At 75.8% G+C, this 21,883-nt stretch carries 21 protein-coding genes; 14 read left to right on the plus strand and 7 right to left on the minus strand.

Features of this window, described 5'->3' with window-relative positions; genetic code table 11:
* Positions 1-50: 50 nt before the first annotated feature.
* Together IE332_RS25665 and IE332_RS25670 are read left to right on the plus strand one after the other, a co-directional pair.
* On the plus strand, positions 51-1,865 hold the full coding sequence (locus IE332_RS25665; protein ID WP_189920678.1) for a non-ribosomal peptide synthetase: 1,815 nt from the start codon (positions 51-53) through the stop codon (positions 1,863-1,865).
* The gene (locus IE332_RS25670; protein ID WP_189920680.1) at positions 1,862-4,720 is read left to right on the plus strand and encodes a condensation domain-containing protein; all 2,859 of its coding nucleotides are present in this window, start codon (positions 1,862-1,864) and stop codon (positions 4,718-4,720) included. The genes IE332_RS25665 and IE332_RS25670 overlap by 4 nt, the downstream gene beginning before the upstream one ends.
* Positions 4,721-4,778: 58 nt before the next feature.
* Here IE332_RS25670 and IE332_RS25675 read toward each other — a convergent pair whose 3' ends face one another.
* Both IE332_RS25675 and IE332_RS25680 read right to left on the minus strand, forming a co-directional pair.
* Positions 4,779-5,309: a hypothetical protein gene (locus tag IE332_RS25675; RefSeq protein ID WP_189920682.1), complete on the minus strand. Its 531-nt coding sequence runs from the start codon at positions 5,307-5,309 to the stop codon at positions 4,779-4,781.
* Entirely contained in the window at positions 5,294-5,773 is a 480-nt protein-coding gene (locus IE332_RS25680; RefSeq protein WP_189920684.1) for a DUF7919 family protein, read from the minus strand. Before IE332_RS25680 ends, IE332_RS25675 begins: the two co-directional genes overlap by 16 nt.
* 427 nt (positions 5,774-6,200) lie before the next feature.
* Between IE332_RS25680 and IE332_RS25685 the strand changes: the two genes are divergently transcribed.
* From IE332_RS25685 to IE332_RS25710, 6 genes are all read left to right on the plus strand, one after another.
* On the plus strand, positions 6,201-7,103 hold the full coding sequence (locus tag IE332_RS25685) for a DUF4129 domain-containing protein (protein WP_189920686.1): 903 nt from the start codon (positions 6,201-6,203) through the stop codon (positions 7,101-7,103).
* Positions 7,100-7,651: a hypothetical protein gene (locus tag IE332_RS25690; RefSeq protein ID WP_189920688.1), complete on the plus strand. Its 552-nt coding sequence runs from the start codon at positions 7,100-7,102 to the stop codon at positions 7,649-7,651. Before IE332_RS25685 ends, IE332_RS25690 begins: the two co-directional genes overlap by 4 nt.
* Before the next feature lie 65 nt (positions 7,652-7,716).
* A complete protein-coding gene (locus IE332_RS25695) occupies positions 7,717-8,799 on the plus strand; it encodes an AAA family ATPase (protein ID WP_189920690.1) in 1,083 nt (360 codons plus the stop codon).
* On the plus strand, positions 8,796-10,202 hold the full coding sequence (locus tag IE332_RS25700; RefSeq protein ID WP_229928906.1) for a DUF58 domain-containing protein: 1,407 nt from the start codon (positions 8,796-8,798) through the stop codon (positions 10,200-10,202). Before IE332_RS25695 ends, IE332_RS25700 begins: the two co-directional genes overlap by 4 nt.
* Positions 10,199-10,975: a hypothetical protein gene (locus IE332_RS41975; protein ID WP_189920692.1), complete on the plus strand. Its 777-nt coding sequence runs from the start codon at positions 10,199-10,201 to the stop codon at positions 10,973-10,975. Before IE332_RS25700 ends, IE332_RS41975 begins: the two co-directional genes overlap by 4 nt.
* Before the next feature lie 211 nt (positions 10,976-11,186).
* On the plus strand, positions 11,187-11,726 hold the full coding sequence (locus IE332_RS25710; protein ID WP_189920694.1) for an RICIN domain-containing protein: 540 nt from the start codon (positions 11,187-11,189) through the stop codon (positions 11,724-11,726).
* A 40-nt stretch (positions 11,727-11,766) separates the two neighbouring features.
* On the opposite strand, the gene IE332_RS25715 is transcribed toward IE332_RS25710, so the two are convergent.
* From IE332_RS25715 to IE332_RS25730, 4 genes are all read right to left on the minus strand, one after another.
* The gene (locus tag IE332_RS25715; protein ID WP_189920696.1) at positions 11,767-12,141 is read right to left on the minus strand and encodes a VOC family protein; all 375 of its coding nucleotides are present in this window, start codon (positions 12,139-12,141) and stop codon (positions 11,767-11,769) included.
* A gap of 178 nt (positions 12,142-12,319) precedes the next feature.
* Complete coding sequence (locus IE332_RS25720; protein WP_189920699.1) at positions 12,320-13,648, minus strand: vWA domain-containing protein; 1,329 nt, start codon at positions 13,646-13,648, stop codon at positions 12,320-12,322.
* Positions 13,645-14,880, minus strand: coding sequence for an AAA family ATPase (locus tag IE332_RS25725; protein WP_189920701.1), 1,236 nt, complete (start codon positions 14,878-14,880; stop codon positions 13,645-13,647). The genes IE332_RS25720 and IE332_RS25725 overlap by 4 nt, the downstream gene beginning before the upstream one ends.
* Before the next feature lie 53 nt (positions 14,881-14,933).
* Positions 14,934-16,304, minus strand: coding sequence for a hypothetical protein (locus IE332_RS25730; RefSeq protein ID WP_189920703.1), 1,371 nt, complete (start codon positions 16,302-16,304; stop codon positions 14,934-14,936).
* A 423-nt stretch (positions 16,305-16,727) separates the two neighbouring features.
* Between IE332_RS25730 and IE332_RS25735 the strand changes: the two genes are divergently transcribed.
* The 4 genes from IE332_RS25735 (at position 16,728) to IE332_RS25750 (ending at position 19,444) form a co-directional block, all read left to right on the plus strand.
* Positions 16,728-17,564 carry a Rossmann-fold NAD(P)-binding domain-containing protein gene (locus IE332_RS25735; protein ID WP_189920705.1) on the plus strand — a complete coding sequence of 279 codons (837 nt, stop codon included), beginning with the start codon at positions 16,728-16,730 and terminating at the stop codon, positions 17,562-17,564.
* Positions 17,561-17,812, plus strand: a complete 252-nt coding sequence (locus IE332_RS25740) for a hypothetical protein (RefSeq protein ID WP_189920707.1) — start codon at positions 17,561-17,563, stop codon at positions 17,810-17,812. The genes IE332_RS25735 and IE332_RS25740 overlap by 4 nt, the downstream gene beginning before the upstream one ends.
* A 103-nt stretch (positions 17,813-17,915) precedes the next feature.
* Positions 17,916-18,509 (plus strand): anthrone oxygenase family protein, encoded by a 594-nt coding sequence (locus tag IE332_RS25745; RefSeq protein WP_189920709.1) that lies wholly within the window; start codon positions 17,916-17,918, stop codon positions 18,507-18,509.
* 248 nt (positions 18,510-18,757) lie between these two features.
* Entirely contained in the window at positions 18,758-19,444 is a 687-nt protein-coding gene (locus tag IE332_RS25750; RefSeq protein ID WP_189920711.1) for a polysaccharide deacetylase family protein, read from the plus strand.
* A gap of 32 nt (positions 19,445-19,476) precedes the next feature.
* Here IE332_RS25750 and IE332_RS25755 read toward each other — a convergent pair whose 3' ends face one another.
* Entirely contained in the window at positions 19,477-19,944 is a 468-nt protein-coding gene (locus IE332_RS25755) for an anthrone oxygenase family protein (RefSeq protein WP_308437603.1), read from the minus strand.
* Positions 19,945-20,141: 197 nt separating this feature from the next.
* Between IE332_RS25755 and IE332_RS25760 the strand changes: the two genes are divergently transcribed.
* Both IE332_RS25760 and IE332_RS25765 read left to right on the plus strand, forming a co-directional pair.
* Positions 20,142-21,149, plus strand: coding sequence for an AraC family transcriptional regulator (locus IE332_RS25760; protein WP_189920715.1), 1,008 nt, complete (start codon positions 20,142-20,144; stop codon positions 21,147-21,149).
* A gap of 145 nt (positions 21,150-21,294) precedes the next feature.
* On the plus strand, positions 21,295-21,873 hold the full coding sequence (locus IE332_RS25765; RefSeq protein ID WP_189920717.1) for a TetR/AcrR family transcriptional regulator: 579 nt from the start codon (positions 21,295-21,297) through the stop codon (positions 21,871-21,873).
* Positions 21,874-21,883 lie beyond the last annotated feature (10 nt).

Raw genomic sequence — 21,883 nt, forward strand, 5'->3', positions numbered from 1 at the left:
TCAGCAGGGCGCCCCGGCGAGTACCGCCGGGGCGCCCGGAAGGGACCACCATGACCACCGCGACCCTGCCCGCGCTGATCGCCCGCCAGGCCGAACGGCAGCCCGACGCGCTCGCCGTGACCGACGGCGCCACCATCCTCACCTACCGCGAACTCGTCGACGCCGCAGGCCGCTTGGCCGCCGTACTGGCCGACCGGGGGATCGGCCCCGGCAGCGCCGTCGGACTGCTCTGCGCCCGCTCCACCCGCCTCGTCGTCGCCCAGCTCGCGATCTGGCGCACCGGCGCCCACGTCCTCCCGCTGGACCCGGCCTACCCGCGCCCGCGGATCGCCGAGATGACCACCGACGCCGGAGCCCGGCTCGTCCTCGGCGACAAGGCGCTGCTCGCCGAGGCCGGCCTGGCCGAGGACCGGACCCTCGTCCTGACCGAGCACGGCACCGACGCCACCGGGCCGGCGCTGCCCGACGCCGCCGACCCGGCTGCGCCCGCCCTGGTCTTCTACACCTCCGGCTCCACCGGCCGGGCCAAGGGCGTGCTCGTCCCGCACCGCGCCGTCGCCGACCTGGTCACCGCCCCGGACGCCATCGCGCTCGGCCCGCGCGACCGGGTGCTGTTCCACTCCGCCGTCACCTTCGACGCCTCCACCTTCGAACTGTGGGCCCCGCTGGCCCGCGGCGCCGCCGTCGCCGTCTCCCCGGCCGACCGGCCCACCGCCGAGGAACTCGGCCGCGACGTCGAACGGTTCGGCGTCACCACCCTGCTGCTCACCAGCGCGCTCTTCCACCACCTGGCCGCCCGCCAGTCGCGGGTCTTCGGGGTGCTGCGGACCCTCGCGGTCGGCGGCGAGGTGCTCTCGCCCGAGCACGCGGGCGCCGTGCTGCGCGCCTTCCCCTGGCTCGAACTGGTCAACGTCTACGGGCCGACCGAGGCCACCACCTTCACCACCCTGCACCGGGTCACCCAGGCCGACTGCGCCGGAGCCGTCCCGATCGGCCGGACCTTCGGCGGTGCCCGGGCCCTCGTCCTGGACGAGCGGCTCGCACCGGTGCCGCCGGGCACGGTCGGCGAGCTGTGGATCGCCGGCGACCGCCTCGCCCTCGGCTACCTCAACCGGCCCGAGCTGACCGCCGAGCGCTTCCGCGAACTCCCGGATGTCGGGCGGGCCTACCGCAGCGGCGACCTGGTCCGGCAACGGCCGGACGGAGTCCTGGAGTTCCACGGCCGGACGGACGAGCAGGTCAAGCTGCGCGGCTTCCGGATCGAACCGGGCGAGGTCGAGCACGCGCTGCTGCAACTCCCCGAGGTCGCCGAGGCCGCCGTGGTGGTCCGGCGGGCCGGACAGACCGACGCCGCCCTGACCGCCTGCGTCGTCCTCGCCGAGGGCGCCGGACCGGCCGTCGACGCGCTGCGCGCCCGGCTCGCCGAGCGGCTGCCCGCCCACCTGGTGCCCACCGCCTGGACCGTGCTCGACGCGCTGCCGCTGACCGGTACCGGGAAGGTCGACCGGAGGGCGCTCGCCGACGGCGACACGGCCGAGGGCCGGTCCGCCGGGGGCGGCGAACTCACCCCGATCCAGCAGGTCGTCGCCGAGGCCTGGAGCCGGGCCCTGGAGCGTCCGATCACCGACCCGGCCGCCGACTTCCTCGCCGAGGGCGGGCACTCGCTGCTCGCCATGTGGGTCGTCGACGACCTGCGCGAGGACCTGGGCGTCGAGCTGTCGCTCGCCGACTTCCTCGACCACCCGACCGTCGCCGGGCAGGCGGAGCTGCTCGAACGGGCGCTGCGGGACGCCGACGGGCCGCAGGATCCGGCTCACGGCGCCGACGCACCGGCCGGAACCGCCACTTCAGGAGAAAGCCGGTGACCCCCGTGGACCAGGCCGACCTGCTGCGCCGCGCCCGCAGCCGCCGGAGCGCCGCCACCGCCGCGCCCCGGCATTCCGCCGGGACCGACGGCCCGGCCCCGCTCTCCCACGCCCAGCAGCGGATGTGGCTGATGGACCACCTCGGCCAGGGCGGCGCCCTCTACAACGTGCCGATCGCCGCCCGGCTGCGCGGCCCGCTCGACCGGGTCGCCCTCGCCGCCGCGATCACCGGACTCACCGAGCGGCACGCCGTCCTGCGCACCCGCTACCCGCGCCGGGGCGGACAGCCGTACCAGCAGATCGACCCGTCGGCCCCGGTGCCGCTGCCGGTCGTGGACGCCGGGACGGAGCCGGCGGCCGCCGAACAGCTCGCCGCCGAAGCCGCCCGTCCGTTCGACCTCGCGGCCGGTCCGGTGCTGCGCGCCCTGCTGCTGCGGCACGGCCATCAGGATCACACCCTGGTTCTGACGATCCATCACATCGCGGTCGACGGCGGCTCACTGCCCGTCCTGGCCGCGGACCTGGCCGCGCTCTACGCCGCCGCCCGTGACGGCGTGCCGCCGCAACTCCCGGCTCCCGGGCCGTCGTACGCCGACCACGCCCGCCAGGAGCGCGCCCGGGACGCCGAGTTGACGGCCGCGGCCGACACCATCGCCGCCCGACTGGCCGGCGCCCGCCCGCCCGCACTGCTGCGGCCGGTGCCGCCCGGCGCCCGCGAACGCCGGGCCGCGCTGCACGCCGCGCCGCTGGACCCCGCCGTCGTGGCGGCCCTGCGCGGCCTCGGCGCCCGGCACGGTGCCACGCTGTTCACCGTCGTGCTGGCCGCCGCGTTCGCCACCCTGCGGACCGCCGCCGGGCAGGACGACCTGGTCCTCGGCTGCGCCAGCGGCCACCGGGCCCGGCCCGAGCTGCGGAACACCGTCGGCCTCGGGGTCAACACCCTCGCGGTGCGGGTCGCCCCGACCGGGGACCCGTCGTTCGCGGAGCTGCTGGCGACGGTGCGCGGCGAGCTGCTCGACGCCCAGCAGCACCACGAGGTGCCGTTCGACCTCGTGGTCGAGCGGCTCGGCGCGGCGGCCCGCCGCGCGGACGGCACCCCGCTGCTCTCGGTCACCTGCGACCTCGTCCAGCCCGGCGCGCCGCTGACGCTGCCCGGCCTCGACGCCGAGCACGTGGAACTCGACCTGGGGCTGGCCAAGTTCGGGCTGGCCATGCTGGTCGAGGACGGTCCGGCACCGCGCTGCCTGGTCCAGCACGACCGGGACGCGCTGGACGAGGCCACCGCGGGGAAGCTGCTCGACGGCTTCGCCGCCGTGCTCACCGCCGTGGCCACGGGCGCGGACCCGAGGCTGTCCGAGCTGCCCGGCACCCTGCTGGCCGCCGGCGAACACCCGCTGGTGGAAGCCCTGTTGAGCGACCCCGGGGTGGTCGAGGCGGCCGTCGTCGAGAACGCCGGCCCGGCGGGGGAGGGCCCGCCGCTCGCCTACGCCGTGGTCCGCGGACCGGTCGCCCCGAACGGCGCCCAGCTGCGGGCCGCCCTGCGCGGACGCCTCCCCGCCGCCGAACTGCCGCTCGCCGTCACCCTGGTGGACCGGATCCCCCGGAACCCCGACGGCACCCCCGACCACGGCCGGCTGCCCGGCGCCACCCGCCTCGGGGAAGGCCCGCCCCCGGGAGCCCCGGGAGCCCCGGCCCCGGAAGGCCCGGTCGACACCGTCCGGACGGCCTTCGGCGAACTGCTCGGCACCACGCCGCCCGCCGACGGTGACTTCTTCGCCCTCGGCGGCCACTCCCTGATCGCCGTCCAGCTCGCCGAACGCCTGCGCACCCGCACCGGACTGCCGCTCACCGGCCTCGACATCCTGGAACAGCGCACCCCGCGCGCCCTCGCCGCCCTGCTCGCCGGCCGCGAGGACGAGCGCCGCTCCGCCCTCGCCCGCACCGGCGCCCGCCCGGGCCTCCGGGCCCGTACCGGCACCGTCCTGCTCACCGGCGCCACCGGCGGAGTCGGCGCGGCGGTCCTCCAGGAGCTGATGGCCCAGGGCCGGCCGGTCCGGGTCCTGGTCCGGCCCGAGTCCGCCCACCTGCCCGCCCTGAACGGCGCCGAGGTGGCGGAGGGCGACCTCGCCGACCTCGACAGCCTGCGGCGCGCCGTCGAGGGCGTGGACGCCGTCATCCACTCCGCCTGCACCTTCACCGACCACGCCACCGACGTGGCCGCGATGCGCGCCCTGGTGGACGGCTGGCGCGGCGGCCCGTTCGTCTTCGTCAGCAGCATCGACGCGTACGGCCGCCCGGCGGGCACCGAGGTCCCCGACGGCGCCCCGAGCGGCGAGGCGGTCACCGCGTACGGACAGGCCAAGCTGGACTGCGAGCGGATCCTGTTCGAGGCCGCCGGAGCCGGGGCCGGCCGCGGTCCGGTCACCGCCGTCCGCGCCCCCATCGTCTGGGGCCCGCACCACCGCCTGCGCGACCAGCTCCGCTGGGGCTCCACCGGCGACCTCTACCAGGCCGCCCTGGCCGGCCGGCCGATCGGCCTGCCCGCCGCCGACGACCGGTACGGCGCCTCCTGGGTGCACGCCGCAGCCCTGGCCCGCGCACTCGCCACCTGCGCCGCACCGGACCACCCGGCGGCCGGGCGGGTCGTCAACGCGGTGAGCGGACACGTCTCCTGGGCGGAGTTCACCACCGAACTGGTCCGCCTCCTCGGCTCCGCCAGCCCGGTCCTGGTCGGCCCCGACGCCGACGAGGAACTGCGCCGCCCCTGGCGCTACCGGGCCGACGCGCTCGCCGTCCCGCTCACCCCCGAACCGGGCGAGACCTGGCGCGAGGTCCTGGCGGCGATGGTCGGCTGAGCCGACCGCCCCGGCACCGGGCGGAGGGGTCCTCCGGGCAGCGGACCCCTCCGCCCGGCTACCTCAAGCGCCGCACCTGCCGCACCTGCCGCAGCCGGTCCGCGGCGACGTTGCGGATGCGCCGGGTGCGCCCGCCCCCGGCCAGGACGGTCAGCGCGGCGGCGGACGATCCCCGCTCGGCCGTCCGCAGCTGCAGCCAGTTCGACGCCGACAGCAACTGCTCGGCCTCCCAGGGCTCGTCCAGCTCCATCGCCCGCGCCAACGCCCAGTCCGCCAGACGCCGGGCGGCGAACCCGTCCACCGCCACCACTCCGGCCAACTCCCGGTGCCAGTCCGGGAACCCCGGGTCCGTCAGCAGCTCCGCCGCCCGCCGGTCCAGGTGCTCGCACACCGCGCTGCCCGCCATCGCCCGATCGGGATCGCCCAGCACCCGCCGCACCAGCGCCACCGCGTCCTCCGGCGCCACCTCGGCGAACTCCCGCCGGTAGCGGGCGAAGCGCACGTGCTCGTCCGGGTGGGGGTCGGGCCCGACCGGTGCTGTGCCCCCTTCGACGGGAACCACCTCGCCCACCGTCACTCCAGCAGCCACTCGACGCCCTCCTCCGGCACCCACGGGAACGGCACCTGCGGCCAGCGGGCCGCCGCCCAGGCGTCGACGTCGACCGCGAGGACGGCGTCGACGAACGCCGCCGGCGGCCGGTAGCCGTGCGCGGTGACGTAGTGGCCGATCAGGAACGGCGCCGCGTAGGCGATCGACGGCGCGCCCGGGATCCGGATCTCGCCGTTGCCCTCCGGTCCCTCGCCCGGCGGACAGAGGTCGCACTCGTGCACGCCGAGGCACACGTTCATCCACTGCACCTGCTGGACGGCCGCCAGCTTCGCCACGAACCCGGCCGGCACCTCCCCGGTCGGGTACGGCTCGCCCGCCTGCAACCAGCCCACGTTCAACCTGGTGTAGGCGGGTGCGTACCAGAGCGCGAAGACGCCGGACTCGGGGTCCGTGAACCCGTCCTCGGGACGGTAGGCGTACTCGGTGAGATCCTCGTAGAACACCGACGCATCATGCCCGACCGGCCCGGCCGCCCGGGGGCTGGGGTCTCGGCCCTCGCCGAGGGTGACGGCCCTGGAACGGCCGGTCGTGGTGCCGCGAAGGAACAGGTGGCGCGTTCCCCGGCGGAGGGGTTCGGTGGAGGGGTTCGGCGGGGGTGGCCGGCGGGGGTGACCGGAGCCCCTCGCGGTGCCCGACGTACCGTGGGGCGTCGACTCGGCTGCGGGCGGGGCGAGTTGTCGCGCTGGCGTCGCCCCCGGCTCACACGGGCCCTGGGGCACGTGGGGCCCCCGAGACGGGAGGTGACACCGTGACGGTCGGTGTGCGACCCTGCAGCTCGCGCGCCGTTCCGCGCGCGGGGAGCCGGGGGGTTCGTAGATGAGCGGTGGGGCGCCGGCGCGAACGCGCGGGCGGGGTGGTCGGCCGGCGGGCGTGCTGCTGGTCGTCGTCGGGCTGGTGACCGCCGCCGCGGCGCTGCGGCCCGAGGGCGGGCTGCTGGGGACGGTGGCCACCGGGCCGGTGGGCGGCCTCGGGTTCGTGGTGCTGCTCGTGCTCGGCTGGGGCGCGCTGGTCGGCAGGTTCGCGGTGCGCTTCCGTGAGGAGGTCCGGCATCTGGACGGGCCGACACCCCGGGCCGATCGCCTGCGGGAGACGGCCATGGTCCTGCTGCCGGTGGCGGCCGTCGTGGTGCCGGTCCTCCTGCTGGTCCTGCAGGGCCGCACCTCAGGGGCGCCCGAGGTGCCGCATCCCCCGCTGCCGGACTTCAGCCCCCAGCCGGTCCCCGCGGCCACGACGGCGCCGGTCCCCGTGGACGCCGCGGGCGCGGCCGGGCTGCTGCTCACCGCGTTGTTGGCCCTGGCGGGAGTGGCCGCGGTGGTCCTCGCCGTCGTCGTCGCGGTCCGGCTGAGCCGGTGGACCCGGCGCCCGGAGACACCCGAACTGCCGGCCGTCGAAGCCGCGCCCGCCGACCCCGAAGCCGCCCTCGCCGAGGCCGTCGACTCCGGCCTCAGGGCGCTCGCGGGAGCGGACGCCCGAGCGGCGGTGATCGCCTGCTACGCGGCGATGGAGGGCTCGTTGGCCGCCTCCGGCCTGCCCAGGCAGTCCTGGGAGAGCCCGACCGAGCTGCTGCGGCGCGCGCTGTCCGACGAGCGGATCGACGCCGCCGGGGCACGGGAGCTCACCGCGCTGTTCCGTGAGGCCCGGTACTCGACCCACCCGATGGACGACGGCCAGGTGCGCCGGGCCCGTACGGCGCTGGACGCCATCGCCGCCCGGCTCGCGGCCGCCGAACCTCCGGCGGCCGCGGCGGCCCCCGCCCCGGGGGAGCGGCGTTGAGCGGCGCCGCGCCTCGACGCGAGGGGCCTGAGGGCGCTCCCGGGGACGGGACCGGCCGCGAACTCGCCCGGCCGGGCTCGGTCCGCCACAGCCTGATCGAGCTGGCGCTGCCCGCCGTCCTCGCCGAGGTGCTGTTCGGCCTGGTCGGCGGGTGGCCCGGGGCGGGCGCCGGCGCGGTCCTGCTGACCGTGACCGGGCTGCTCGTCGCCCTCCGGGTGGCCGGAGCGGGATCCGGGGCCCGCACGCTGCGCAACCGGGCGTGGCAGATGGAGGCGTACGAGCCCGGCCTCGGTGACTGGCGCTGGACGGTCCGTCAAGGGCTCGACCCCGAGGGGGACCCCGGGCCGCTGCGCTTCCGCCTCCAGCGGCTGTACGCGGTCCGGCTCACGGAGGTCCACGGCCTGGACCCGTGGGCCGACGGCGAGCGGGTGGCCGAACTCCTCGGGCCCCGGCTGTGGCCGTGGATCGACCCGTCGGGGCCCGCCCCGGCCGAGGCCTTCCCGGCGGAGGTGCTGCGCGAGCTCGTTGACCGGCTCGACTCCCTGTGACCCACCGCGTTCCGGGGCGGCCACGCCACCCACCACCGTTGACCGAACCGTTCTGCAGGAGCGTCATGTCCGACCTTTCGACCAGCCCCAACGGCTCCGCCCCGTCCGTACCCGGGCCCGGCGGTCCGGCCGCGCCCGCCGCCGTCCCGGGAGGAGCCGTCCCCGTAGCCTCGCCGCCGCTGACCCCGCAGCAGGCCGGTGAGCGGGCCCGTGCGGTGATCGCGGAGATCGAACGGGCCGTGGTCGGCAAGCCCGAGGCCCTGCGGCTGGTCATGCTCGGCGCCCTCGCCGGCGGGCACGTCCTGATCGAGGACCTGCCCGGACTCGGCAAGACCCTGCTGGCCCGCTCCTTCGCGACCACCCTCGGCCTGGACTTCCGCCGGATCCAGTTCACCCCCGACCTGCTGCCCTCGGACGTCACCGGCGCGCCCTTCTACGAGCGCGGCACCGGCGAGATGGTGTTCCGGCCGGGACCGCTGTTCACCCAGCTGCTGCTGGCCGACGAGATCAACCGGACCCCGCCCAAGACCCAGGCCGCCCTGCTGGAGGCGATGGCCGAGGGGCAGGTCTCCGTCGACGGCGCCACCCGCCGCCTGCCGGACCCCTTCCTGGTCATCGCCACCGCCAACCCGATCGAGTACGAGGGCACCTACTCCCTCCCCGAGGCCCAGCTCGACCGATTCCTGCTGCGCGTGCGCATGGGCTACCTCCCCACCGCCACGGAGGCGGCGATGCTGCGCGCCAGGATCGACCGGGCGGCCCCCGAGCCGCTCCTGGAGACCGTGGCCGGTCCGGCGGAACTGCTCGCCATGCGCGCCGCGGTGGAACGGGTGGAGGTCGACGACGACCTGGTCGAGTACGTCATCGCCCTCGTCGACGCGACCCGCCACGACCAGCAGATCCAGGTCGGCGCCTCGCCCCGCGGCGGCCTGGCGCTGATCCAACTGGCCCGCGCCCACGCCATGGTGGAGGGCCGCGACTACCTGACGCCCGAGGACGTCAAGGCGCTCGCCGGCCCGGCCCTGGCCCACCGGATCACGCTCAAGCCGGAACTGTGGGTACGCCAGATCGAGGCGGACGACGTGATGGCCCGGCTGGTCGCCTCCGTCCCGGCACCGCGGACGCTGCCCCGCGCGGGGACCCGGTGAGCAGCGCAGCGATGGCCGTCGGGCCCCCGGAGCCGCCGGACGCCAAAAGCCCGGGCAGCGGCGCGCGCCGCGACCGCCGCGACCGCCGCGCCCGCGAACTGGCCGTCGCCCGCAGCGTCCGCGCCACCGCCGAGGGCCTGCCCGACAGCCCGCCGTCACCGCACTGGCGGCCCGGTGAGCAGACCGTGCGCCTGCTCGTGGTGGCCACCGTCGCGGCCGTCGCCGCCCTGGCCACCGGCCACGCCTGGCTGCTCGCCCCGGCGGCCTTCGCGGCCGCCCTGCTCGCGCTGGCGGCCCCCGGCCGCACCCGCCCCACCCGGCTCTCCGCCGAGAGCACCGTCCGGCCGCAGCGCTGCTTCGAGGGCGAACCCGTGGCCGTGCACGTCACCGTGCACCACGACGGCCGGATCGGCGCGCCCGAGCCCGTGGTGACGCTCGGCCCCGGCCTCGCCCTGGACGCGCTGACCGTCACCCCCACCGGTGTCGACCTCGTCCTCCGCGCCGACAGCTGGGGCCGACGGCACCTGGGCGTCGTCGACGTCGACGTGCCGGACGTCCGCGGCCTGACCCGTCGCACCGTCCGCGCGGACCTCGGCACCGTCGACGTCTTCCCCGTCCCCGACGCCGCCCGCCTCACCCCGATCCCGGTCCGCCTGCCCGAGCGGATCGGCGAGCACACCACCGCGCACGAGGGCACCGGCGTCGAGGTCGTCGGCGTCCGCCCGCACGTGCCCGGCGAACGGCAGCGGCGGATCCACTGGCCGTCCACGACCCGCCGCGACGCCGTCCAGATCAACCAGTTCGCCGCCGAACGCGCCGCCGACGCGGTCGTCCTGCTCGACACGCTCGCCGACTACATCGACGCCGCCAACGGGTCGCGCAGCCTGGACGAAACCCTGCGCGCCGCCACCGGACTGGTCCGGGCCTACCTGCGGCGGCACGACCGGATCGGCCTCGTCGCGGTCGGCGGGCGCCTGCGCCTGCTCACCGCGGCGACCGGGGAGCGGCAGCTCTACCGCATCGTGGAGAGCGTGCTGGAGGTCCGTCAGGACCGCCACCCGCGCGGCCCGCTCCCGCCCCTGCCGCTCGCGGCGCTGCCCGGCCACGCCCTCGTCTACGCCTTCACACCGCTCGCCGACCGGCGCGTCCTCGACGTCCTCGGCCAGGTCCGCGAGCGCGGCAACCCGCTCGTCGTGGTGGAGATCCCGGTCGGCGAACCGGAGGCCCGCCCCGGCGACGAGACCGACGCCCTCGCGCTGCGCCTGTGGCGCGCGGAACGCGAGGCGATGCGCGCCACCCTGCGCGGCCGCGGCATCCCGGTGGTCCGCCACACACCCGGCGAGACCCTGGACCTGGCCCTCGCGCCCCTGCTGCGCCGCCGAATCGTGGGAGCCGCCCGATGACCGGCCGCCCGATCACCGGCGCGTCTACCGGCCGCCCGATCACCGGCGCGTCGACCGGCCGCCCGACGAGCGACGCGTCGAACCGCCGCCCGAGCGGACCGGCCCGCGCGCTCGCCGAACCGGCCCGCCGCTCCCGGACCGCCCGGCGCGGCGACTGGGCCTCCCGGCTGGAGCGCGCCGCCCTGCGCGGCACCGGCACCGCCCTTGCCCTGGCCGCGGCGGGCACCGGAGACGGCACGGTCACCGACCGGCTCGGGCCCGTCGGCCTCCTCCCGGTCGCCGTCGGCGCCCTCTGGGCCGCCGTCCCCGCACCGGACGGCCCCGCCGCCAGGACCTGGCCGGCGCGGCTGTCCGCCGCCCGCACCACGCTCCTCTGCGCCGGATCCGTCCTGCTCGCCGCCCTCGGCGAGCCGTCCTGGTGGCGGGCGCTCGCGGTGACCGTGCTGCTCGCCGCCCACCTGCTGCTGCTCGACGCGCTCGGGCCCGGGAGTCCGACCATCCGCCCCGCCGCGGCGGCCACCGCCCTCACCGCCTCGTTGCTGGTCCTGCCGCCGGCCTTCGCCCCCACGGGGGCGGGCGAGTGGTCGCGGCCCTTCGCCCTGCTGGGCCTGGTCACGGCCGCCGCCGGTGTGGGCCTGGCCCTGCGCTCCGACCGGACGCAGCCCCCGGCCGCGGCGGAACCCCGGCCGGACCCCGGTGGCCCGGCCCGCCCGCGCGAGCCGGCCTGCCCGCGCGAGCCGGCCCGCCGCCGTCCGGCCCGGCGCCGGCACTGAGCACCGCGCCGTACGCCGTTCGCACCCGGCCCTCCCGCCGAACGCGGCCGTCCCGCCCGCGCGGGCCCGGTCCGTCATGAGCGCTGCCGGGAAACCCCGGTGATCCTCACGGGGCTGATCCACTAGGGTGACCGCCGACCAGCCGGGGCGATCATGCTCGCGAACGGTGCGCCCACGGCATCACCCATCCATCTGACGGAGGATCTCAACCTTGGCCCTCAAGACCCGCATAGCCGCTGCCGCCCTCGGCACCGGTCTGGCGCTCACCGTCGCCGTCCCGAGCGCGAGCGCCGACGACTACCACCCGTCCGGCGTCCCGAACGTCGTCTCCCTGGGCAGCGCCATCAGCCCGCACTGCCTGGAGATCGGTGACTGGAGCACCGACAACGGCGCGGCTGCCCGGATGTGGTCCTGCACCGGCGGCGCCAACCAGAACTGGAGCCTGGTGAACGGCTCGCTGGTCGACGCGAACAGCGGCAAGTGCCTGGAGATCGGCGGCTGGAGCACCGACAACGGCGCACCCTCCGAGCAGTGGGACTGCAACGGCGGCGCCAACCAGAAGTGGATCTGGACCCACATCCCGGGCACCGGCTACACCCTGCGCAACGCGTGGAGCGGCAAGTGCCTGGACGTCCCGGGCGGGGCGAACACCAACGGTGTCCGCATCCAGCAGTGGGACTGCTGGAACGGTAACAACCAGATCTGGTTCGCCTTCCCGGCCGGTCAGGGCTATCCCCCGGTCGACTACTAGGGTCGTCCGGGCGAGCCTCCCGCCCCAGCCCGGTAGTGGCTCAGTGGAGACAGAAGCAGAACGGGTGACCGGCCGGGTCGGCGTAGACGCGCCAGTTGGCGTCGGGGCGGAGCCGGTCGGTCCGCTCCAGGAGGGTCGCGCCGAGGGCGAGCGCCCGCTCCTCCTCGGTGTCGAGGTCGTCGACGTCGAAGTCCAGGTGGAGTTGTTGCGGGCGCTCCTGGCCGGGCCATTCGGGCGGCCGGTAGCCGTCGACGCGCTGGCAGGCCAAGGGCGTTCCCTCGAAGCCGTGCACCTCGACCCAGTCCGGATCGTCCGGGTCCGGGACGACCCGGCCGCCGAGCAGGGCCGCGTAGAACTCCGCGAGCCGTAGCGGGTCGGCGCAGTCCAGGGCGACCGCCTGCAGCTTCCGAATCACGTCCGAACGCCTTCCGTCTCACGTGCCGGTGCCCGCGACCGGCGCTCGCACCGGAGCGCATACCCACTGCCGGGGCGGGCAATGCGCGGTCGTGCGCCGGAGCGCGCCGACGGCCGGCGTCCGGCGTCCGGCCGCTCGGACCAGCAACCGCTGCTCGGACCGGCAACGGGTGCTCCGCTCAGCCGATGGTGACCACCCGGGCCCACTCCGGTGGGCTCTCCGGCCGGTAGTCCGGGTCGTCCTCGTCGTAGCCGGCGGGGCGGGCGAAGAGGCCGACGACCGTGCGGCAGGGCGGGGGGCTGGACGGCCACGGGGTCTGGCCGTCGGTCAGGACCACCACGACGTCCGGCCGGGGCGTCGACCGCAGTGCCGCGCCGAACCCGGCTCGAAGGTCCGTCCCGCCACCGCCGAGCAGTGGGATGCCCGCCGTCCGGCACAGGGTGTGCACGGCCTGGGCGGCCGCGTCGCAGGGGACCACCGTGACCTGGTCCCGGCCGCCGACCGCCCGGCTGATCGCCGCGACCTCCAGCAGTGCGCTGCCCAGCTCGTCGTCGGAGACCGACCCGGAGGTGTCGATGACCACCGCGACCCGCGGCGGCCGCCGCCGCAGGCTCGGCAGCAGCACGCCCGGCACCCCGGCCGAGCGGCGGGCTGGGCGGCCGTAGCTGTAGTCCTCGCCCGCGCCGGGGCCGGAGACCGCCGAGCGCATCGCCGCGCCCAGCAGCTGCCGCCACGGCTGCGGCGGGTGGAAGGCCTCCTCGGCCCAGCGCTGCCAGCCCGCCGGGGCGTCGCCGGGGCGGCCCCGGATCCCCTCGGCGACCCGGAAGCGGACGGCGTCGCGCTCCTGCGCGGTCATCCCGTGGGCACCGTCGGGGCCGAGCTCCCAGGGCCGGTCGGTGCCGTCGGCGCCGCTGCCGCAGTCCAGCCAGGCCGCTTCCAGGCTGCGCGGGTGGAAGCGGTAGTCGCGCAGGTACTCCTCCATCAGCAGTCCCTCCGGCAGCAGGAGGGTGCCGGGCCGCAGGGCGCCCGCCGGGCGGACCAGCCCGTCTCCGTACACGTCGTCGTTGATCTCGCAGTCGGCGGCGATGTTGGTCCGCAGCTGTGCGGCGGGGCCCTCCAGGCCGAGCTCGCGGGCGATGCGCTCGCTGCGGCCGTGGTGGTCGCGCAGCAGGTGCGAGACCTCGTGGACCCACACGCCGGCGAGTTCCTCCACGGGGGTGCGGTCGACGAAGACCGGCGAGGCGTAGCAGCGCCAGTACCGGTCCACGGCCATGGTCGGCACCTGCCGCGACTCCACCAGGTGGAGCGCGAACAGGGCGGTCGCCAGGTACGGCCGGGCCCGGGCGGCCTGCAGCCGGGCCGCGTACAGCTTCTCCCAGTCCAGTACGGTCTCCCGGTTCAGCGGCTTCTCCCGGCTCAGCGCGTTCTCCCGGCTCAGGCCGTTCTCCCGGTCCAGCGCGTTCTGCCGGTCCGGTGCGACGGGCGTCGCGGCGGCGGCCGTGTTCATCGGCCCGCCTTCTGCGCGACCCGGGCGGCGGCGCGGTCGGCCCGGCGGGAGAGCGCCAGCGCCGGGGCGAGCCGCTCGATCGACTCCGGCACGTCCCAGTCGTCCCGGCGCAGCGAGGCCAGCGTGGTGGCCGGGACGACCAGCAGGTCCGGTGCCCCGGTCTCCAGGGCCCGGGCCAGCAGTGCCCAGGCCGCGTCCCAGCGCTGACGGTCCGGCCGGTTGCGCACCGCCGCGACCACCCCGTCCAGCACCGCCTGGCGCAGGTCCCCGCGCTCGGGCAGGTCGGCGCCGGCCGGGTCGGCGAGCAGGTCCTCCGGGTCGGGCAGGTCCATCCGGTCCATGCTCGCCATCAGTTCGAGCCCGGGCCCGTCCCCGACGGTGCCGCGGACCAGCAGCGACAGCACCTCCCGGGAGGAGCCGGCGGCGGTCGCGAAGGCGATCAGCCGCAGCGTCATGTCCCAGCTGCGCGGTGACGGCCAGGCGCCGCCGCGGCGGGTCTCGGTGGTGGGCAGCCGGTGCACCAGGTCCGGGCGGGCGGTGAGCAGCCCGCACACCGCGCGCCGGGCGAAGGCGACGGCCTGCGGCAGCGCCTGCGGGTCGAGCCGGGGCAGGGCGGCCACCGGCCAGACGCCGCCGAGGCCGCGCACCACCACCTCGTGGTCGTGCACCCAGGAGAGGTGGACGAAGCGGTTGGCCAGCGGCGGGCTCAGCTCCCAGCCGTCGGCCGCCGACGCGCGCGGGTTGGCGGCGGCGACGATCCGTACGCCCGGCGGGAGCCGGAGCGTGCCGATGCGGCGTTCCAGGACCACCCGGAGCAGTGCGGCCTGGACGGCGGGCGGCGCGGTGGACAGCTCGTCCAGGAAGAGCAGCCCGCGTCCGGCCCGCACCAGCCGCACCGCCCACTCCGGCGGGGCCATCGGGACGCCCTGCTGCGCCGGGTCGTCGCCGACGATCGGCAGTCCGGAGAAGTCGGAGGGCTCGTGGACGCTGGCGATCACCGTGGTGAGCGGCAGCTCCAGGGCCTCGGCGAGCTGGTTGATCGCGGCGGTCTTGCCGATGCCGGGCTCGCCCCAGAGCAGGACGGGCAGGTCGGCGGCGACGGCGAGGGTGAGGGCCTCCAGCTGGCTGTCGGCGCGGGCTTCGGTGGCGCTGTCGCCGAGGAGGTCGAGCAGTCGGCGGGCGACGTCGAGCCGGGCGGCTTCGGGGGCGAGTTCGGGCGTGGAAACGGGCATGGGTGATCACCTTGAGGAGTGGAAGACGGAGCGGTACGGGTACTGACGGACCGTCAGTTGCGGGTGGCGAGGCGCGGGTGGGCGCGGAGGGAGAAGTGGCGCGGACGGGGCCGGAAGGCGCCGTCACGCGGGGGTGTGCGGTAGGTGCGCGGGCGAGTGTGTGCCGGGTAGTCCAGGCCGGAGCGGCTCAGCCCCGTCCGGTAGAGGCCGTACGTGATCCGCCGCTGCGCGGCCGCCGCCAGTTCGTCGCGCAGCGGGCCGTCGCGCAGCACCGCCTCCGGGCCGAGCAGGCCCTCGATCACGGCCAGCGCCCCGGCGGTGTCGCCGTGGTCCAACCGCTCGCGGACACCGGCCAGTTCCTGCGGGTTGCGGTGCGCCAGGTCGACCGCGCGCAGGCACGGCAGCGGGCTGCCGGACAGGGCGGACAGCAGCTCCTCGCGCCGTAGTTGGGCCGGATCGTGGTCGAGCGGGGTGAGCACCCCGTCGACCAGGCCGATCCGGTGCCACGCGCCGCGGCAGTCCACCAGCCGCTGGAACTCCGGCGGATCGGACCGGTCCGTCCGGGGCGGGTGCCCGGGCGCCAACGCGGCGGCCACCAGCGGGTGCAGCCGGTCCGGCTCGATCGCGCCACGGCGGAGCAGGTCGAGGTCGGGCGGCTCCCAGGTCGCGGCGTCGGGCAGCAGGGGCAGCGCCGGGGTGCCGCGGACGGCCTCGGTCACGGACCCGTCCGCCCCGAGGACCAGCCGCCGGCGCCCGAGCCGTACCAGGACGGGCCCGTCGGGGAGCCCGTCGGCACGCAGCAGCAGCGCGGCCTCGGCGGCCCACCGGTCGGCGGCGGGGTGCCGCTCGGGGTCGTCGAACCGGCTGTCGTACGGGCGAGTTGGAGCACTCGGCCCGGCCCGTTCAGCCAACTCCCCGCTGCGCCCGGCGTCCCAGAGGTGCCGGTGCAGGTCGTAGCGGAACCGGCGGCTGGGGCGTGGACGTGGGTGCGGGGCACGGCTGTCGCCGCCGGAACCGTCCCAGAGCGCGAGGGCGATCCGCTGGCCGTACTCCGCCCAGGCGGGCGGCGTACGGACCACCAGGGACGCCGGGCGCTCGCCCGGGTAGCGGGCCAGGGCCATGGTGAGCCCGGGCCGCAGCATCCCGTCGGGCGCGGATCGCGGCAGGTGCCAGCGGAGCAAGTCCGGTGCGAGGCACCGGAGATCGGCGCGTACCCGGTTCGCGAGTTCCCGGCCGTGGGTGCGCGCGACGTCCCCGAGGCGGAAGTCGACCTCGACGTTGGCGGCCGCGCAGGCCCCGGCCCAGTCGCCGGCCAGACGGCGGGCGGTGGCGGTTTCGATCATGGAGGGCGGCACGGCGTACTCGCGTACGCGCCGCCAGAAGGACGTGCGGGAGTCGTCCCCGTTCGCGGTGGAAGTGAGCATCAGCACTCACTCTTCGCGGACGGGACCCCCATTCTGTGATCAGCGTGAGTGGTCATCGTCGGGGAGCATAGCGCCCGCGGCCGGGCGCCGCCACAGGGTTTCGCCGCCCCGGTTCCGACCGGTGTGCCGGGCGCTCAAGGGCTGCTGGAACCCGGGTCGAGAAGGGTGGTTCATGGTGGCTTGGGTGTGTTCTGGTGGTGGGCGGAGAAGAACGCGGACCCCACGACCGGGGGCCGGGCGGGGCGGCGCGAGGGCCTGTCAGGGGCGTAGACGCTCGCGCATGGAGCTGAGTGCGGAGGCTATGGTTCGCCGGCCCGGAGTGGCATTGACTGGTGGACACGAGGACGGACGCGAAGGGATCGCGGGATCCGGAGCGCGTCCGGCCGATCCGACTGGTTTCTACTCCGAGCGAGGGTGATCGTGATGGCTGGTGTGGTGGATCTGTCGACGGACGCTGGTGTGGTGCTGGTGGTCGGTGGGACGGGTAAGACGGGTCGTCGGGTGGCGGATCGGTTGGTGGCTCGTGGGTACGGGGTGCGGGTGGGTTCGCGGTCGGGTGGGGTGCCGTTCGACTGGCATGACGAGGGGACGTGGGAGGGGGCGTTGGAGGGGGTGAGTGCGGCGTATCTGACGTACTACCCGGATCTGGCGTTTCCCGGTGCGGTGGAGGCGGTGGGGGCGTTCTCGCGGTTGGCGGCGGCGCGGGGTGTGGGGCGGTTGGTGTTGTTGTCGGGGCGTGGTGAGGAGGCGGCGGAGGCGGGGGAGAAGGCGGTGATGGAGTCGGGGGCCGCGTGGACGGTGGTGCGGTGTGCGTGGTTCGACCAGAACTTCAGTGAGTCGTTCTTCCTGGAGCCGGTGCTGGCGGGGGAGTTGGCGTTGCCGGTGGGTGGTGCGGTGGAGCCGTTCGTGGATGTGGAGGACATCGCGGAGGTGGCGGTGGCGGCGTTGACGGAGGCGGGGCATGCGGGGGAGGTGTACGAGTTGACGGGGCCGCGGTTGCTGTCGTTCGCGGATGTGGCGGTGGAGTTGTCGCGGGCGGTGGGTCGTGAGGTGCGGTTCGAGGCGGTGTCGCTGGAGTCGTACCGGCGGGTGCTGGTGGAGGCGGGGTTGCCGGCGGACTTCGCGGAGTTGTTCTCGGTGATCCTGGACGGTCGTAACGCGTCGTTGGGTGACGGGGTGCGGCGGGCGTTGGGGCGGGAGCCGCGGGACTTCGCGGACTACGCTCGGGAGGCCGCCGCCTCCGGCGTGTGGAACACGTGACCGCCCCGAGGCTTACGGCCGGCGCCGAGCGACCGGCGGCCCTGACGGACCTGAGCGAGCCGATCAACCCGACCGAGCCGATCAACCCGACCGAGCCGATCAACCCGACCGAGCCGATCAACCCGACCGAGCCGATCAACCCGACCGAGCCGATCGACCTGGCCGACCTGATCGTTTCGAAGAGCAACACCTGCCGTCCGTACGGCAGTTCAGAAGATCGTCGGTGCCCGGAGGCGTCGGCTCACTGACCGACCACCCGGCCGCGGCCGGGAGCGGTGAGGAGGCCGGTGCGCCGGGTACCGGGAGGGTCCCCGCGCTGGGCGGGGACCGGGGAGAACCGAAGGATTACCTATGCGCTCGAACCAGACCGCGACTCCTGCTTCCTACACCGCTCCACAGACCTTCACCGGCCTCGCGCCCGGCGGTGCGGCCGGGCCCGCCACGCGCAGCAAGGCCGCCGGGCCGCTCCTGGTGGGCGCCACCGTCGCGATGGGGCTGATGGCGGGGCTCTTCTTCGCCTTCGACGTCTCCGTGATGCCGGGCCTGGCAGCGGGTGACGACCGGACGTACGTGACGGCGATGCAGCACATCAACAAGTCCATCGAGAACGGCATGTTCGGCCTGGTCTTCGTCGGCGCCTTCGTCGCGACCGGCGTCGCCGCCTGGCTGCAGCACAAGGCGGGCCGTCGGCAGGCGGCGCTGTGGGCGGCGGCCGCGACGGTGCTGTACGTGGTGGCGCTGCTGGTGACGATGGGCGTCAACATCCCGCTGAACAACCAGCTGGCGGCGGCCGGCGACCCGGGGCAGATCACCGACTTCGCGGCCGTGCGGGCCAAGTTCGCCGACACCTGGGTGCCGGTCAACATGCTCCGCACCGCGCTGTGCACGGGCGGTCTGCTGGCGCTGACCCGCTCCCTGGTGCTGCACGGACGCTCCGGCCGCTGAACGAGGCCGCCCCGCACCGCCCTTCGCGCCCCCGACACAACCGTCGGGGGCGCTTCGGCGCGCGCTCGGCCCGGCGGCCTCGCCCGGCTGGTTCGCCTCGCCCGCCCGGCCCGCGGACGGCGTCCGGTCAACCCGCCGTACGGCTGGCCGGATCCGTCCCGTCCCGTCCTCCGGAGGGTCGCGGCGGCCGGGCCCGTCGGAGCAGACTGGCCGGTGGCAGCGGAGAGTTCCGACCGCAGGGAGCAGGCATGTCCGTACGACCCCGCAGGCGCAGGACAGTTGGCGGCCTCCGGACCGCGATCGGCGCGCTCGTCGTGGCCCTGGCGGCGGCATCGGCGGTCGCGCTGCCCGCCGCGCCCGCGGAGGCGGCCGCCGGCAAGGTGGTCTACCTGACCTTCGACGACGGCCCGAGCCCCGCCTACACGCCCAAGGTCCTCGCGGTGCTGGCCCGTTACGGGGTGCGCGCGACCTTCTTCCAGATCGGGCAGAACGTCGCCGCCCACCCCTCGCTCACCTCGCAGGTCGCCAAGCAGGGCCACAGCGTGCAGAACCACACCTGGTCGCACCCGGACCTGCGCAAGCTCTCCGGCGCCGCGGTCGACTCCCAGGTGAGCAGCACCGACCGGGCGATCCGGGCCCGGACCGGCCGCACCCCGACCTGCCTGCGCCCGCCGTACGGCGCGGTCAACGGCACGGTGCGCTCGCGCGCGGCGGCGCTCGGCAAGCAGGTCGTGCTCTGGTCGGTGGACCCGGCGGACTGGTCCCGGCCGGGGACGGCGGCGATCCGCTCACGGGTGCTGGACGGCGTCCGCCCGGGGTCGGTGATCCTGCTGCACGACGGCGGCGGCGACCGCAGCCAGACCGTGGCCGCGCTGCCGGGGATCATCAGCACGCTCAAGGCCCGCGGGTACGGCTTCGCCACCCTGTGCGGCTGAGGCCGCCCAGGGTGGCGAGGGGAAGGTGCGCGTCAGCTCTGGCCGTTGAGGATCAGCGCCCAGGCGAGGCAGCCGAGGGCGCCCGTGGAGAGCAGCGCGCGCAGCACGTTGAAGCGCACCCAGCGCGCCTCGAAGCGGCCGCGCACGCCGGCCGGGTCGGCGATCCGCTGGGGCGTCCCGGCCGCGGCGAGCTCGTCGTTCAGCGGGATGTTGACCGAGCGGGTGACGCCGATCATCGCGATGTAGAGCACCAGTGCGGCGATCGTCGCCGGCAGTACGTCGTGGCCGTCCGAGGGCAGGTGCAGCGCGACCGCGGCCAGCGTGGTGAGGAGGGCGCCGACGAAGCCGAGGACGAACCAGCCGTTGAGGATCGCCACGTTGACGCGCTGCATGACCTCGATGAAGGTCCGGTCCTCGACCCGCGCGAGCGCGGGCATGACCGAGCACGCGAAGGCGTAGAACAGTCCGGCGGTCAGTCCACAGGTGACAGTGGCCGCCACCAGGACGAGTGTGCGTGCCGTTTCCATCGTCGTGAGCCCCTCACTTCTCGCTGCTACTCGCTGTCGGTATCGCTTTGCCGGGCCTACCCCCGTGGGCAGATCATCCGGCATTTCCGGCTCGGGGGCCACCTCGATCGCTCAAGAGTCTCTCAAATGACGAGACGTCAAATGATGTCTTCCCGTCTACACTTGACGGCATGGACACTCTGACAGGACTCCTCGACGGCCCCAAGGCCCGCGGCGCGTTCCTGCTGCGGTCGATCCTCACCCCGCCGTGGTCGCTGCGGATCGAGGACCGGGCCCCGCTCTCCGTGGTCACCATGGTCAGGGGCGAGGCCTGGATCCTGCCCGAGCGCGGCACCCCGCTGCTGCTGCACCCGGGGGACGTGGCGATCGTGCGCGGCCCGGAGCCGTACACCGTCGCGGACGATCCGGACACGCCGGTGGACGTGATCGTCGGCCCGGGTCAGGTCTGCACCAAGGACGGGGTGGACGTCTCCGAGGTGATGTCGCTCGGCGTCCGGACCTGGGGGCAGGGCCGCGAGGGCGACCGCGCCTCCTCGGTGGTGCTCTCCGGCACGTACCAGGCCGAGCACGAGATCGGCCAGCGCCTGCTGGGCTGCCTGCCCGCCCTGCTGGTCCGCCCGGCCGGCACCGGCGCCGACGACACCCTGGTGCACCTGCTGTCCGCCGAGATAGGGCGCAACGAGCCCGGCCAGGAGATCGTCCTGGACCGCATCCTCGACCTGCTGGTGGTCTCCGTCCTGCGCTCCTGGCTGGCCGCCCCCGACTCCGGCGCCCCCGCCTGGTACCGGGCCCAGCACGACCCGGTGGTCGGCCCGGTGCTGCGGATGATGCACGACGACCCGGCCACCGCCTGGACGGTCGCCGAACTGGCCCAGCGGGTCGGGGTCTCCCGGGCCGGCCTGGCCCGCCGCTTCACCGCCCTGGTCGGCGAGCCCCCGATGGCGTACCTGGCGGGCTGGCGCCTGGCCGTCGCCGCCGACCTGCTGCGCGAGCCCGAGTGCACCGTCGCCTTCGCCGCCCGCAAGGTCGGCTACAGCAACGCCTTCGCACTCTCGGCGGCCTTCAAGCGGGTGCGCGGAATCAGCCCGCAGGAGCACCGCCGCCTCGCCGCCACCGGCACCCCGGCCCAGGCCGCGGGCTTCTCGGGCCCGGCGGAGACGGTGATCCTGGCGGGCTGAGCCTTCTGGGTGACGCCCATGCCCTACTGCTGTTTCTCATTTGCCTAAATGCTTTAGGCAATCCCATACTGTCTTCAGGGCGCCGGTGCGGGCAACCGCACCGGACCGCCCGGCGCAGAAGCCGAGACCGTACGGGAGGACACACATGGCACGGGCAGGGCTGACCGTCGAACGCGTGGTCGTCGCGGGAGCCGAACTCGCCGACGAACTCGGCTTCGACCAGGTCACCGCCGCCGCACTGGCCCGACGCCTCGGCGTCCAGACCGCCAGCCTCTACTCCCACGTCAAGAGCTCCCAGGACCTCAAGACCCGGATCGCCCTGTACGCCCTCGAAGAACTCGCCGACCTCGTCGCCGACGCCCTCGCCGGCCGCGCGGGCCGCGACGCCCTCGGCGCCTTCGCGGACGCCTACCGCGCCTACGCCGCCCGCCACCCCGGCCGCTACGACGCCACCCGCCTGCGCCTCGACGCCGAGACGGCCGCCGCCAGCGCCGGCATCCGGCACGCCCAGATGACCAGGGCGATCCTGCGCGGGTACGACCTCACCGAGCCCGCGCAGACCCACGCCGTCCGCATGCTCGGCAGCGTCTTCCACGGCTACATCAGCCTCGAAGCGGCCGGCGGCTTCAGCCACACCGCCGTCGACCCGCAGCAGTCCTGGGACTGGATCATCGACTCCCTCGACACCCTGCTGCGCACCGGCGGACCCCGGCCCACCACCTGAACACCCCTAC

Origin of the sequence: Kitasatospora xanthocidica, assembly GCF_014656195.1 — a bacterium.
Classification (GTDB): Bacteria; Actinomycetota; Actinomycetes; order Streptomycetales; family Streptomycetaceae; genus Kitasatospora; species Kitasatospora xanthocidica.

Coding starts and splice junctions, on each gene's coding strand:
- IE332_RS25665 (WP_189920678.1), top strand. CDS start 51: ATGACCACCGCGACCCTGCCCGCGCTGATCGCCCGCCAGGCCGAACGG.
- IE332_RS25730 (WP_189920703.1), bottom strand. CDS start 16,304: ATGCTCACTTCCACCGCGAACGGGGACGACTCCCGCACGTCCTTCTGG.
- IE332_RS25765 (WP_189920717.1), top strand. CDS start 21,295: ATGGCACGGGCAGGGCTGACCGTCGAACGCGTGGTCGTCGCGGGAGCC.
- IE332_RS25725 (WP_189920701.1), bottom strand. CDS start 14,880: ATGCCCGTTTCCACGCCCGAACTCGCCCCCGAAGCCGCCCGGCTCGAC.
- IE332_RS25745 (WP_189920709.1), top strand. CDS start 17,916: ATGCGCTCGAACCAGACCGCGACTCCTGCTTCCTACACCGCTCCACAG.
- IE332_RS25695 (WP_189920690.1), top strand. CDS start 7,717: ATGTCCGACCTTTCGACCAGCCCCAACGGCTCCGCCCCGTCCGTACCC.
- IE332_RS25735 (WP_189920705.1), top strand. CDS start 16,728: ATGGCTGGTGTGGTGGATCTGTCGACGGACGCTGGTGTGGTGCTGGTG.
- IE332_RS25750 (WP_189920711.1), top strand. CDS start 18,758: ATGTCCGTACGACCCCGCAGGCGCAGGACAGTTGGCGGCCTCCGGACC.
- IE332_RS25720 (WP_189920699.1), bottom strand. CDS start 13,648: ATGAACACGGCCGCCGCCGCGACGCCCGTCGCACCGGACCGGCAGAAC.
- IE332_RS25760 (WP_189920715.1), top strand. CDS start 20,142: ATGGACACTCTGACAGGACTCCTCGACGGCCCCAAGGCCCGCGGCGCG.
- IE332_RS41975 (WP_189920692.1), top strand. CDS start 10,199: ATGACCGGCCGCCCGATCACCGGCGCGTCTACCGGCCGCCCGATCACC.